Source organism: Halorarius litoreus, assembly GCF_024362405.1.
Lineage (GTDB): Archaea > Halobacteriota > Halobacteria > Halobacteriales > Haloarculaceae > Halorarius > Halorarius litoreus.
The window spans coordinates 548,921-561,710 of sequence record NZ_CP101454.1 but is presented as its reverse complement, the minus strand read 5'-3'; the positions used below and the strand labels follow the sequence as shown (position 1 = coordinate 561,710).

The window sequence follows — 12,790 nt, the reverse complement described above, 5'->3', positions numbered from 1 at the left end:
GCTGGTCGAACGGCTACGGCTCGCTCCTCGGAAGCCAGTCGGTCACCCGCACGTCGAACTGCGTCACCAGTCGCCGGTTCGACGCCGGGTCGAACAGCTGGGCGGCGTAGAACGCCCCCTCGCGGACCGACGGGTACGGGTTCGGCCCCTGTACCGCGTCGTCGACGGTGCCGACGGTCGACGACCACACCGCCGTCCCCTCGAGTCCCGTGTCCAGCTTCGCCTCGACCGCGTCGAGGAACGGCTCGGGTTCGAGGAACGTCGACAGGCTCGCGACCTGATACGGCTCCCACTCGCCGTCCGATCCGGTCCAGCTCCGGAGTTCGATGTCGTCCCACCCGTCGCGGACGTCCTCCAGGACCCACACTTCGTCGCTGACGACGCTCGGCACCGTGGTGTTGCCGACGTTGAGGTCGAACTCGGCGGCGCGGCGGTCCTTCGCGTCGACGCCGACGGCGACGTACACCGCGTCCGCTGTCGGAAACAGGACGAACTCGGCTTCGCCGTAGGTGTTCCAGGTGTTCACCCAGACCTCGCTGTCGGTGGTGAGCAGGTGTGCGGGCTTGGGGAACACGAGCGGTTCGGGGCCCTGGTCGTGGTCGGCCCACCCCTCGCGGTGTTCCTGGGGTGGTGGCTCGCGCCACGCTCGCCCGCAGTTCACGATGCGGGAGACGCCGAGCGTCTCTCGGGCGGTGCTGCCGTCCCGGTAGCGGACCGTCACGTGCAGTTCGTTCACAGGGGTGCGCTCGCCAGACCGAGAGATATAGTTTCCGCTGACGCGGCTCGCTCGTGACTGCCGAGCCTGGACAAATCTGGACGCTGAGGGCCGACAACGGTAAAATCTCGACTGTACCTACACAAAGGTTAAGTGTTCTCACCTATCTTATCTGCTCGTATGTCAGCCTCTGACAAGGGACTCGACGTCGATCGTCGCCAGTTGCTGAAACTGGTCGGGTCGACGGGAGCAATCAGCGCACTCGCTGGATGTAACAGCGGTGGTAACGGCAGCGGAGATGGTGGTGACGGCGGTGACGGTGGTGATGGCGGCGGTGGTGGCGGCGGTGGCGGCGGTGGCGGCGGCGGGAACAACCTCGGCGAACGCGTCCCGCCGGTCGTCATCGAGTTCTGGTCCGGGCACCCGGTCTGGGACAACACCGTTCCGCTCGTCCAGCGGCACATCTCCAACGCCCTCGACCACGAGATACAGGTGGTCCCGGTCGAGGTGGCGAAGATGGTCTCCGACGCCTACAACGACCGTCGGAACTATCACTACGTCACGTGGGGCGGCACGTCGTCGGTGACGACGCTCGACCCCGGGAACTACTTCATGACGGACCTGATCGTCCCCGCGGCGGGGGCGAACAACCGTCCGAGCGCGATGAACTACGCGAACTGTGAGTTCACACGGATGGTGTTCGACCAGGCGGTCGCACCGGACCCGGACACCCGGCTCTCGATCATCCAGGACGCGATGGCGCTGTTCTCACAGGACATGCCCGCGGTCAACATCATCGCTCGCGACATCTTCACCGGGCTCCGAACCGACCGGGTGTCGGTCGACGACTCGGCGGTCGGCCAGATGGCGTCCCAGCCGTGGAACCCGGCGTTCTTCACGTCGGTCACGCCCAACAGCGGCGACCGCTGGGTGTACGGGAGCGACGACACGGGGTTCTGGGAGCGGACGAACCACCTGATGATCTCGGCGGGTGCGATGGGCATCTACACGAACGTCGCCCACTCGCCGCTGCTACAGTACGACCCCAACTGGGAGCTGCAGAACGAACTCGCGACGAACGTCACGGTCGAGGACGACGCGAAGAAGTTCACCTTCGAGATTCACCCGGACGCGAAGTTCCACAACGGCGACGACATCACCGCCGAACACGTGAAGTTCACGATGGAACTCATCGAGGAGAAGTCGTTCCCCCAGCGGACGAAGCAGAACTACAACTCCATCACGATCATCGACGACAAGACCATCGAGTTCACGTTCGACGAGCCGAACCCCTCGTTCACGACCGCTCACGTCCCGACGTGGGGTATCCTCCACAAGCCGACGTGGGAGGCGATGGACGACCCGTCGGCCTTCGAGCCCGAGACCCCCATCGTCGGCTCGGGGCCGATGCAGGTGACCTCGTTCACCCAGGGGCAGTCCGTCGTCTGGCGCCCCCACCCCGAAGGACACATCAACTACGACCCGCAGGCCGGGTTCGTCCACCAGCGGTTCCAGAACGCCGAGACGAAGAAGCGGGCGCTCCGCGAGGGCGAGATCGACGTCGGCGGCAACATGACCGGCGCCGGTGTCCAGCAGGTCAAGGACGACCTCGGCGACGGCCTGCGCATCCTCGCGATGCGCGGTTTCGGTGCGTGGCACCTGGCGGCGTCGTACCCGCAGGCTCCGGTGAAGTTCAACGCCTGGCAGGATGCGGTCGGGAAGGCCATCAACCGCAACGAGGTCAACCAGGCCGTCTACGCCGGCAACGGGAACATGATTCCGACGAGCGCCCCCTACGTCGACAACCACCCGTTCTACCCGGACCCGAGCGAAGTCCACACGTTCACCGACAACATGAACGGCGACCCGGAGGCGGCCCGGGCGGCGCTCGAGGACGCGGGCTGGGGCTGGGACAGCAACGGCAACCTCCGCTACCCGGAGGGGGCGGACACCTCGCCGATGTGGCCCGAGGGTGAAGTCCCCAGCGCCGACGAGTTCCCATGTCTCAACGACGCCGGCGAGTTCGACACGAGCTGGCAACCGTAATCCCGCTCCCGCCGCTGCGACACAGCCCTTTTCGACGACCTGCTCACGGAGTCGCCGGCTCGGTCGCGCCCGAAGAGTGAAGCCGACTGCCGGAGAGTGACCACCACGATGTCTACGGGACTGCAGGCTGCCGTCGATCGCTACGCGCGCCACCTCGGCTACGCGCTCGACGACGAGCGAATCGAGGCGTTCGCGGCGGCACTCCGAGAGCACGAGGCGGCGTTCGACGAGGTCGCCGAACTCGTCGACCTACCGACGCCCCCCGAGCGAGACTACTGGGACCCCGACCCAGCGACCGACCCCAACGGGGCGTTCCTGACGCGGTGTGCCGTCGGTGGTGGCGATGGTCCACTCTCGGGGACGACCGTCGCGGTCAAGGACAACATCGCGGTCGCGGGGGTGCCGATGACCGTCGGCTCGCCCGCGATGGCCGGCTTCGTCCCCCGAACGGACGCCACCGTGGTCGAACGACTGCTCGACGCCGGTGCCCGGGTCGTCGGCAAGGCGAACCTCGACGAGTTCGCCCACGGCCGGCACGTCGACTCCATGCCGTTCCGCCGGGCGAAGAATCCGCACGACCCGGTGTATCAGCCCGGGAGTTCGTCGACCGGAAGCGGCGTGGCGGTCGCCGACGGGCTCGCGGACGTCGCGCTCGGGACCGACAACGGTGGTTCGGTGCGCTACCCGGCAGCGTGGTGTGGCGTCGTCGGCCTCAAGCCGACGCGCGGGCTCGTCTCGCACCACGGCTTCGTCCGGGGGTCGAAGACCTGCGACACCGTCGGCGTGCTGGCCCGGGAGACCGACGGCGTCGCCCGCGGTCTCCAGGCCATCGCGGGCGAGGACCCCCGCGACGACATGACGAGCGGTGCGGTCGTCGGGGACTACGTCGCGGCCGTCGAGCGGGGTCGGAGCGCCGACCCGACCGACCTCGTCGTCGGCGTCCCCGAACAGTTCGTCGGCCACGCCCCAGCGCTCGACGATGTCGCGGGGGCCACGCTCGACCGGCTGGCGGACGCCGGCGCCGAGCTCCGGTCGATCTCGGTCGACGCTGTTGAACACGCGCCGACGGCGTACCGGGTGCTGACGTGGGCGGAGTTCGGCAACTACGTGCGGGCGAGCGCGACCGACCACGGACGGGTCGGGCTCCCCGACCCCGAACTCGCGTCGACACTCCACGAACGACTCAGCGCCGACACCGGAGCGTTCCCGGACCGAGTGGTGCTCGCGGCGCTCTCGGCCGAGCACCTGTCTCGCGAGTACGGCGACCGGCCGTACGCGCTCGCTCACCACCTCCGAAAGCGGGTGACCGACGGGCTCGACGCCGCGCTCGCCGAGGTGGACGTGCTCGCGTCGACGACCCTGACGGCACCGCCACCACGACACGACGAACCCATCCCGGCGGCCGGTGGGAACACGATGCCCGCGAACGTCGGCGGCCACCCGGCGGTCAGCGTCCCCTGTGGCGAGCACGACGGGTTCCCGGTCGGGCTCCAGTTCCTCGGCGGCTGGTTCGAGGAGGCGACCGTCCTCCGGGCGGCCGCGAGCGTCGAGACCGTGCTGGCGTAGTGGGCTACCGCTGGAACAGCGCCCCGAGGTCGACGTCGGCGTAGTCGACGTTCAGCACCCGGAGCGCGTTCCAGAGCGTCGCCTGGTTGCTCGTCACCACCGGCGTGCCGAGGTCGGCCTCGATGTACTCGATGGCGTCCGTGACGTGGTAGTTGGTGCAGCTGAGGAACACGCCGTCGGCGTCCGAGAGGTCCATCGCCGCGAGCTGTCGGTAGGCGCGCTCCGGGAGCTGTGCGCCGTGGCTTCGGCGGTCGAGGTCAGACCCTGCGATGTCGATACCGAGCCCGCTCGTGGCCGTGACCTCGAAGCCACACCCCTCGAAGAACCGTTCGGCCCGGCTGTTCAGCTCGTCGACGTACGGCGTGGCGATGGCGACGGTCTCCAGTTCGAGTGCCGTCATCGCCCGCCGGACCGCCGCGGCGGTCGTCACGGTCGGCACCCCGGCGACGGCCTCCAGCTCGGCCTCGATCTCGGCGTCGTGGCCCGCGCCGTCCATGAAGCTCCCCGAGGTACAGCCGTACGCGATGACGTCCACGTCGGCGGTGGCGAGCGACGCGGCACAGCGGTCGGCGTCGGCCGTCATCTTCTCCAGTTCGCGGAGGTCGTCGCGCTCGCGGTGTGCCTCCTGGTCGAGGTACATCCGGGAGACGTGCAGTGAGACGCCCGCCGGGAGGTGCCGGTAGAAGTCCGGCTCGTTGACGGTGTTCGTGGACGGGACGATCAGCCCGATTCGGCCTCTCCAGCCATACATGGCCGAGAGTTGGGGTTCTGGAACTTAACCTCTCCCCCCGGTCGCGACGCGGGTCGACCCCGTACTCGCCCGAACGGTTAACTCGGCGCCCGGACGTTGTACATGTATGTCGACACTCCCCCTCGCGACCATCGGGGACGCGTACACGAGTTCGCGCTGCTGGGAGTGGTTCCAGCGGCTCACGGACATCGGGAGCCGGATGGCGGGCCACGACGGCGAGGCCGCCGGCGTCCGCGTCCTCGAAGCCGCGTTCGCGGACGCCGGGCTTCGAGCCGTCTCGGTCACGCCGTTCGACGTACCCGGCTGGTGGCGTGGGACGTCGACGCTCACGGTCGACGCCATGCCGGTCCGGACGTTCGCCGCGGCGCACCAGCTCGTCGCGCTCCCCGGGTCGCCGAGCGGCGAGGTCGAGGCGCCGGTCGTCGACGCCGGCTCCGGCACCCCGGACGACCTGGCGACCATGGACGTAGCGGACGCGGTCGTCCTCGTGTCGAGCCGGAACCCGCCGACGATGGCCCGGCCGTGCAACCGAACCGAGAAGTACGCCCGCGCGGTCGAGGCGGGCGCGACCGCGTTCCTCTACAGCAACGACTCGATGGTGGGTGGACTCCCCGCGACCGGGAGCGTCCGGTTCGGCGGCGAGACGCCGGGGCCGGTCCCGGCGGTCGGGGTGAGCCACGAACTCGGCGAGCGGCTCCGACGGGACGCTGCCGACGGTAGACAGGTTCGACTGGTCGTCGACTGTCGCACCGAGCCGGCGACGAGCCGGAACGTCGAGGCCGTCGTCGGTCCCGAGACTGGCCCGGAAATCGTCGTGACGGCCCACACAGACGGCCACGACGTCGGCGAGGGCGCCCGGGACAACGCCGCGGGAGCCGCGCTGCTCGTGGAGGCGGGGCGACTCCTCGCCGGGAGTGGCGTCGAGCTGCCGACCCGGCTCCGGTTCCTCTCGACTGGCGCCGAGGAACTGGGGTTGCGCGGCTCACACGCGTGGGTCGAGCGGCACGGAACGGCCGACGTCGTCGCCCACGTCAACGTCGACGTCATCGGGTTCAGCCGCACGATGCGGACCGAGGGCAGCCCCGCCGTCGCCGCGGCGTTCGACGAGGCGGCCGCCGAACTCGGCGCGCCCGTGAGCCCCACCGGCGAGGGCGACCCGTACGGCAGCGTCTGGCCGTTCTGGTACAGCGACCAGTGGCACTTCGCGACCCACGGTGTCCCCTCGGTCACGTGCCGCTCTGTTGGCGAGGGCGGTCGCGTCGCGCTCGGCTGGGGGCACACCCACGCCGACACCGCCGACAAGCTGGACCGGCGTGACCTCCGTGACCTCGCCATCCAGCTCGCGACGGGGCTCGTCCGACTCGCCAAGCGGGCCGACCAGCTCGCTCCCGAGCCCGAGCAGGCGGTCCGAGCGCGGATCCCCGCCGACACGGCGGAGTACCTCCGGCTTGAGGGTCGGTGGCCGTGGTAGTCGACCGGGCGCCCTGGCCGTCAACCGAACGATTAAGCTCACCGGCAGGGACGTGACACCTGAGACTCGTGGTATCGCTCTCCGCGCTGTTCGGTGACGACGCTGGCGTCCTCCGGAGTCGGAACTTCCAGGTTCTCGTCCTGGCGAACGCGATGGGCCCGACCGGGCTCGCGCTCGTCTCGCCGCTGCTCCACACGCTCATCGGGCCGTTCCAGGCGTCGCCGGCGAGCATCGGGCTGTTGATGTCGGCGTTCACCGCCCCGGGCATCCTCATGATTCCGCTCGCGGGGCTGCTCTCCGACCGCTACGGCCGCAAGCCGACCATCATCACCGGGCTCGCGATACTGGGGCTGGCCGGTGGGGCCATCACGCTCACCACCGAGTTCCGCGTCGTGCTCGGGCTGCGGGTGCTGCAGGGCATCGGCGCCGCCGCAGTCGTCCCCATCGTCATCTCGAGCATCGGCGACCTGTACGACGGAACCGAGGAGGCGACCGCCCAGGGGTTCCGCTTCACGAGTTCGGGGCTCGCGCAACTGCTGATTCCGCCCGCGGCCGGCCTGCTCGTTGGCCTGGCCTGGCAGTTCCCCTTCCTGCTGTACCTGCTTGCGGTGCCCGCCGCGCTGGCGACGTATCTGTGGTTCGAGGAGCCGTCCCGAGCCGAACCCGCCGCGGACGAACAGCCAGCGACGGATGCGAGCTCGCTGCGCGACCTGTTCCGTCACCGCCGGGTCCAGGCGATGGTGTTCGTCCGCGGACTCCCGGGCGTGCTCTGGGTCGGCTTCCTCACCTACAACTCCATCATCGTCGTCGAGTTCATCGGCGGGACGCCATCGGCGGCGGGCGTGCTCGCGGCCGTCGCGAGCCTCTCGTTCGCCGTCGCGGCGACGCAGGCGGGTCGCATCACCGCGCGGTTCGACAGTCGACTCTACCCGCTCGTCGCCGCGAACGTCGCGCTCGGGGGCGGGTACGCCGTCGTCGTGCTCGCCGGCTCGCTGCCGGTCGCGCTCGCCGGCATCGCCGTGGCCGGCAGCGGCTTCGGCGTCATCCTCTCCATCTACCGGAGCATCATGACGGGGCTCCCCCCCGACCACCTCCGGGGTGGACTGGTCAGCGTGAGTGAGGCGTACGGGCGGCTGACCATCACGCTCGCGCCCATCGCGATGGGCGCGCTCGTCGCGGCACTGACGCCCGGCCTGGGCTTCCAGGGGGCCGTGCAGGCGGTCGGGCTCGCCACGGCCGTCGTGGTCGGTGGGGGGAGCGTCCTCGGGCTGGCCGTCGCGAGCGCCGCCCCGCCCGTCGAGTAGCTACGCGCTCCAGTCCGGTCGCTCGCGTGCGAGGAACGTGCCGTGGCCCGGCTCGCCGACGATGGTGCCCTCGTCGGCGACGAGCTCGCCCCGGACGAACGTCTGTTTCACCCGCCCGGTCACCTCCCGCCCCTCGTAGATGCTGTAGTCCGCTTCCGAGGCGTTGTCGTCGGCCGTGATGGTGTACGTCTCGTGTGGGTCGAACACGACGACGTCGGCGTCGGTCCCGGGGTCGAGCGTCCCTTTCTGCGGGAGGCCGAAGGTCCGGGCGGGGTTCGTACTCACGAGGCGGACGAACGAGGGATACGAGAACCCGTGTTCGGTGACGGCCGCGTCGTGAAACACGGGCACCGAGGTCTGGAGCGCGTTCGCCCCGTTGCTGGTCTCCCACCAGGTCGCGCCCACCTTCGACGCCCGCGTGTAGGCGGTGTGGTCGCTGGAGACGACCGAGATCGTCCCGTCGGCGAGTGCCTCGAACATCGCCGCCACGTCGTCCGGGCGCCGGAGCGGCGGGGCCAGCTGTGCCAGCGCGCCCAGCCGGTCGTGTGCGCTCGCGTCGAGGACGGTGTAGTGCGTGCAGGTCTCACCACGGACGAGGTCGGCGGGGTAGCTAGCGAGCGCGGCGGTGGCCGCCCGCGACGACGTGTGAAGGCCGTAGTACTGGGTGCCGTGTTCGACGGCGAGCCGGGCGACCGAATCGGCCGCCATCGCCTCGGCGTAGTCCGGGCGCGAGTGGGGGTACCACGTCGGGTCGCCCTTTCCGTCCCGCTTGAGTCGGTCGGCGTGGGCCGCACACACCGAGGGGTCCTCGGTGTGGCCGATGGCGACGCCCCCTGCCGCAGCGAGGTGCTCGAACAGCTCGTCGACGAAGCCGTACGAGAGGTCCAGCCCGTACGACGAGACGGTGAACAGCTTGAACGAGGTGACGCCGTCGTCACACAGCGGCCCGAGGTCGTCGAACACGGCCGGGTCCTCCCGCGTGATGCCGGCGTGGAGCCCGTAGTCGACGAGCGAGTCGGCGAGGATGGCCCGCCCCTCGCGGACCGCGTCGGGGAGCGAGCGGTCGAGTTGCCACGCGAACGACAGCAGCGTCGTGACGCCGCCGAGCGCCGCGGCGCGGCTGCCGCTGGTCGCGGTCTCGATGGACGCGAGCCCGTCGATGTGGACGTGCGGGTCGACGAACCCCGGCATGACGAGCCGGTCGGTCGCGTCGACGTAGCGGTCGGCGGTCGGCAGCTCGTCGGCGGTGCCGACGGCAGCGATGGTGCCGTCCGCGATGGCGAGGTCGGCCGCCAGCGTCCCGGTCGGGGTGACGAGCGTCCCGCCGGCGATAACGGTGTCGAGCGTCATGGCCGAGTGACGACTGCCGCCGGCTAAAGTGTATGTCCCCGCGCCCGGTCAGTAGCCGACGACCTGGCCGTCCCGGCGAGGGTCAGTGCCCCCCACGAGCCCCTCGTCGGTCCGGTAGACGATCTGGCCGCTCCCCCAGTCACGCCCCCGCTCTTGAAAGTAGGTGTCCTCGTCGACGATGTCGTGCCCGCGGTCGCGGAGCGCGGCGACCGTTTCGGCGGGCAGTCGGCTCGTTTCGAGGGCGATCTCGCCGGACGCGAGCAGCCGGAACCGTGGGAGGTCGAGGGCGGCCTGCGGGTTGTAGCCGGCGTCCACCATCGCCGTCAGGAGCTGGACGTGTGCCTGCGGCTGCATCGCGCCGCCACAGACGCCGAACGTCGCACGGAACGCCCCATCCTCGCGGAGCATCGCGGGGATGATCGTATGAAACGGCCGCTTGCCCGGTTCGAGACAGTTGGGGTGGGCCGGGTCGAGGCTGAACGCGCTCGCCCGGTTCTGGAGTGCGACGCCGTCGACGACGAGGCCGCTTCCGAAGCCGTAGAACAGGCTGTTGATGAGCGAGACGGCGTTGCCGTCGGCGTCGACGACGGCGACGTAGACGGTGTCGCCCCAGCCGGCCGCCCGCGGCGCGTACGCGCCGGCCTCGGCGCCGATTTCACGGGCGCGGTCGGCCGCGTACGCCTTCGAGAGGATGGTGTCGAGCGGTATCTCGGCCTGGTGAGGGTCGGTGAGGTGTGCGTAGCCGTCCGCGAACGCCAGCTTCAGCGCCTCGATGAGCGTGTGGAGCCGGGCGGGGTCGGTCACCTCGGGCGGCAGGTCGACCGTCTCGACGACGTTGAGCGCCTCGAGCGCGACGGCGCCCTGCCCGTTCGGCGGGTGTTCGAGCACCTCGACTCCACGGTAGGTGGTCCCGATGGGATCGGTCCACTCGCCGTGGTGGGCTTCGAGGTCGTCGAGCGTCAGGAGCCCACCGTCGGCCTGGACCCTCTCGACCAGCGCCTGCCCGAGCCGACCGCCGTACAGCAGGTCGATACCGTCCTCGGCGACGGCGTCGTACGTCTCGGCGAGCGCGGGGTTCCGGTGACGACTTCCCGGCGAGAGTGGGGTGCCGTCACGGAGATAGCAGTCGGCGTGCGGAAACCGGTCGACGAGGTCGGTGAGATGCCGCCACCGGCGGGCGACGCTCTCGGTCACGACCACGCCCGACCGGGCGTACTCGATGGTCGGTTCGAGCGCCTGCGCGAGCGAGTAGGTCCCGTGTCGCGAGAGGAGGCGCTGCCAGGCGTCGAGTGCGCCGGGGACCGTCACCGAGAGCCCGCCGCGGCGTGGCACCGAGCGGTCCTCGCCACCGTCATCATCGGCAGCGTCGGCGTCGAGCGCGCGGCGATAGCGCTCGACCGTCGCTGCTCCTGGGGCACCGCCGCTGCCGTTGAGTGCCCCGTACCGGCCGTCGAACTGGGTCAGCACGAACGCGTCGCCGCCGATACCGGTGTTGTGCGGCTCGACGAGACTCAGCATCGCCGCGGTCGCGACGGCCGCGTCGGCCGCCGTGCCGCCGTCGCGGAGGACGTCGTAGCCCACCGTCGCCGCGAGCGGGTGGCTGGTCGCGACCATCCCGTTCGGTGCCATCACCGCCGACCGCCGCGACCGGTACGTCCACGGGTACTCGAACGTCATCGGCATCCCGCCGTGCCCGTCGACGAGACGGCCCCCGTCACAGCACCACCTCGAGCTCCCGTCTCGCCTGCCGGAGTTCGTGTGCGACCGCGTTCTCCGCCCGTCGCAGCCGGGTCAGCTCGATGCGGTAGTCGTCGCCGTCCAGGTCGTCGAGCGTCGGACACGAGGCGAGCCGCGGGTACGGTGGAATGGTCTCGGGTGGGTCCTGCTCGAACCGGCCCCGGCGGGCGTAGTTGACGGGGACGAGCCGTCGCGAGAGGGTCCGCATCGCCGTGACGCCGGTCGCTGCGTCGAGGTCGTCCGCGTCGAGCGCGTCGTAGAACTGGTCGACGACCTCGGCGAGCGCGTCCAGTTCCGTTCGAACCTGGTCGAGCGCGTAGTGGTCGCCCGCGCGCTCGTCGTAGTCGTCGAGTATCTCCCGGTGGCGGGCGACGGTCGCCCGGTAGTCGAGCGGGGGTCGCTCCCGGGTCAGGAGCCGATAGACGATGAGCAGGTAGACGCGGATGTCCCGCTGAAGGACGTCCGGGTCGGCCTTGTCGAGCGTGTCGGTCGAGCGGTGCCACGCCTCGGCGTTGCCACCGCAGCCGCCGACGTAGGTGTAGCCCCGTGCCTCCCGCACCGCCTCGGGGATGCCCGACGACAGCGCCATCAGTCCGGTGATGCCGAGGTTGGAGAACGAGTAGTCGCCGGCCTGTGGGGCGCGCTTTCCCGTCGATGGTTTACCGGCCACGTCGTCGATGGCGCCGGCACAGAGGGCGGCGGCCTCGGGCATCCAGTACGTGGAGTTGAACTCGGTGGCGTCCTTCGCGCCGGCGCTGTCGAACACGACGTGGGCGAGACAGTCGTCGTACAGCTCGAGGGCGAACTGGTCGACGAACCACGTGCTGCCGCCGTAGCGGCCGCCCTCGTGGCCCGGCCAGAACGCGACCGTGAGGTCGCGACGGAGGCGGTCGCGGTGCTCGTTCAGCACCCGCACGACCTCGACGATGCCGGCGTTGCCGGTCGCGTTGTCGGTCACGCCGTAGTACCACGAGTCGAGGTGGCCGTGAAGGAGCACGCGGCCGTCGGCCGACCGTTCGGCCGGTACCGTGCCGACGACGATGGGACACTCGAACCAGCCCTCGTCGAGGTCGGCGGACACCTCGATGTCGCTGGCGTCGTCGAGCCGGTCGACCAGGTCGTCGCCGACCGTCCGCGAGACGGCGAGGACGACGAGCGACGAGCGTCCCGGCTCGCCAACCTGCGGCACGCCACCCCAGACCGGCGCGGCCGTGAGGCTGTACGGCTCGTCCGCCGCCGGGTGGACGAGGACGAGCCCCGCGGCGTCGCGCGCCTCCATCACCCGGATGAACTCGTTGGCGTCGTGACCCGCGGTGACGCCCTCGGCCACCACCACGCTGCCGGAGAGGTCCGCGTCGAGTGCCGTGCCCGCGAGCCGTGCGTCGAGGGTCTCACCCGCCGGGACGTCCTGGTGCACCGCGGGGCCAGATACGGTCGCCGACCGCGAGAACGCGTACGCCTTCACTGCGGGCGGGTCCGTCTCGAAGTCGGCCTCCGTCCCCGTCGCCTCCCAGTCGCCGACCCGGACGGACGCCGCCCGGGGAACGCTCAACCGGAGCTCGGGGTCGTATCGCTCGTAGGGAACGCCGTACTCGTCGAAGCGGCTCGCGATGTAGTCGGCGGCCGCCCGCTCGTCGGCGGAGGGCGAGACCCGCCGCAGCGTCGCGAACCGCTCCAGCATGGCCCACGGCTCCTCCCGGGAGACGGCGTCGTACAGCGTGCGCTCGACCCCCGACACCCCGGGCTCGTCGCGCTCGTACAGCTGATAGTCCTCGGTTGCCATCGTTCGCCCGTCGACGTGTGGGGAGTTAGCGTTTGTCACTTCGTCGTCCAGCATCGCCGACCGGGGC

The 12,790-nt window shown here is 70.5% G+C and carries 9 protein-coding genes; 4 read left to right on the top strand and 5 right to left on the bottom strand.

Annotated features, from left to right (window positions below):
- Window positions 1-13: 13 nt before the first annotated feature.
- A complete protein-coding gene (locus NL126_RS03005; RefSeq protein WP_255197431.1) occupies window positions 14-736 on the bottom strand; it encodes a DUF2848 family protein in 723 nt (240 codons plus the stop codon).
- A 159-nt stretch (window positions 737-895) separates the two neighbouring features.
- Between NL126_RS03005 and NL126_RS03000 the strand changes: the two genes are divergently transcribed.
- Entirely contained in the window at window positions 896-2,761 is a 1,866-nt protein-coding gene (locus tag NL126_RS03000) for an ABC transporter substrate-binding protein (protein ID WP_255197430.1), read from the top strand.
- 108 nt (window positions 2,762-2,869) lie between these two features.
- Entirely contained in the window at window positions 2,870-4,327 is a 1,458-nt protein-coding gene (locus NL126_RS02995; protein ID WP_255197429.1) for an amidase, read from the top strand.
- A 4-nt stretch (window positions 4,328-4,331) separates the two neighbouring features.
- Here NL126_RS02995 and NL126_RS02990 read toward each other — a convergent pair whose 3' ends face one another.
- Window positions 4,332-5,078, bottom strand: coding sequence for a maleate cis-trans isomerase family protein (locus tag NL126_RS02990; protein WP_255197428.1), 747 nt, complete (start codon window positions 5,076-5,078; stop codon window positions 4,332-4,334).
- A 106-nt stretch (window positions 5,079-5,184) separates the two neighbouring features.
- Here NL126_RS02990 and NL126_RS02985 point away from each other — a divergent pair, with 106 nt between their 5' ends.
- Window positions 5,185-6,549: a M28 family peptidase gene (locus tag NL126_RS02985; protein ID WP_255197427.1), complete on the top strand. Its 1,365-nt coding sequence runs from the start codon at window positions 5,185-5,187 to the stop codon at window positions 6,547-6,549.
- Between the two features lie 68 nt (window positions 6,550-6,617).
- A complete protein-coding gene (locus tag NL126_RS02980) occupies window positions 6,618-7,853 on the top strand; it encodes an MFS transporter (protein WP_255197426.1) in 1,236 nt (411 codons plus the stop codon).
- Here NL126_RS02980 and NL126_RS02975 read toward each other — a convergent pair whose 3' ends face one another.
- The 3 genes from NL126_RS02975 to NL126_RS02965 are packed head-to-tail and all read right to left on the bottom strand — an operon-like array spanning window position 7,854 to window position 12,723.
- A complete protein-coding gene (locus NL126_RS02975) occupies window positions 7,854-9,203 on the bottom strand; it encodes a dihydroorotase (protein ID WP_255197425.1) in 1,350 nt (449 codons plus the stop codon).
- A gap of 48 nt (window positions 9,204-9,251) precedes the next feature.
- A complete protein-coding gene (locus NL126_RS02970) occupies window positions 9,252-10,880 on the bottom strand; it encodes a gamma-glutamyltransferase family protein (RefSeq protein WP_255197424.1) in 1,629 nt (542 codons plus the stop codon).
- Window positions 10,881-10,917: 37 nt separating this feature from the next.
- Window positions 10,918-12,723: a M28 family metallopeptidase gene (locus NL126_RS02965; protein ID WP_255197423.1), complete on the bottom strand. Its 1,806-nt coding sequence runs from the start codon at window positions 12,721-12,723 to the stop codon at window positions 10,918-10,920.
- Window positions 12,724-12,790: the final 67 nt, after the last annotated feature.

Excerpts from the sequence above, each read along its gene's own strand:
- NL126_RS03000 (WP_255197430.1), top strand. The coding sequence starts at position 896 with ATGTCAGCCTCTGACAAGGGACTCGACGTCGATCGTCGCCAGTTGCTG.
- NL126_RS02995 (WP_255197429.1), top strand. The coding sequence starts at position 2,870 with ATGTCTACGGGACTGCAGGCTGCCGTCGATCGCTACGCGCGCCACCTC.
- NL126_RS02990 (WP_255197428.1), bottom strand. The coding sequence starts at position 5,078 with ATGTATGGCTGGAGAGGCCGAATCGGGCTGATCGTCCCGTCCACGAAC.
- NL126_RS02985 (WP_255197427.1), top strand. The coding sequence starts at position 5,185 with ATGTCGACACTCCCCCTCGCGACCATCGGGGACGCGTACACGAGTTCG.
- NL126_RS02975 (WP_255197425.1), bottom strand. The coding sequence starts at position 9,203 with ATGACGCTCGACACCGTTATCGCCGGCGGGACGCTCGTCACCCCGACC.
- NL126_RS02970 (WP_255197424.1), bottom strand. The coding sequence starts at position 10,880 with ATGACGTTCGAGTACCCGTGGACGTACCGGTCGCGGCGGTCGGCGGTG.
- NL126_RS02965 (WP_255197423.1), bottom strand. The coding sequence starts at position 12,723 with ATGGCAACCGAGGACTATCAGCTGTACGAGCGCGACGAGCCCGGGGTG.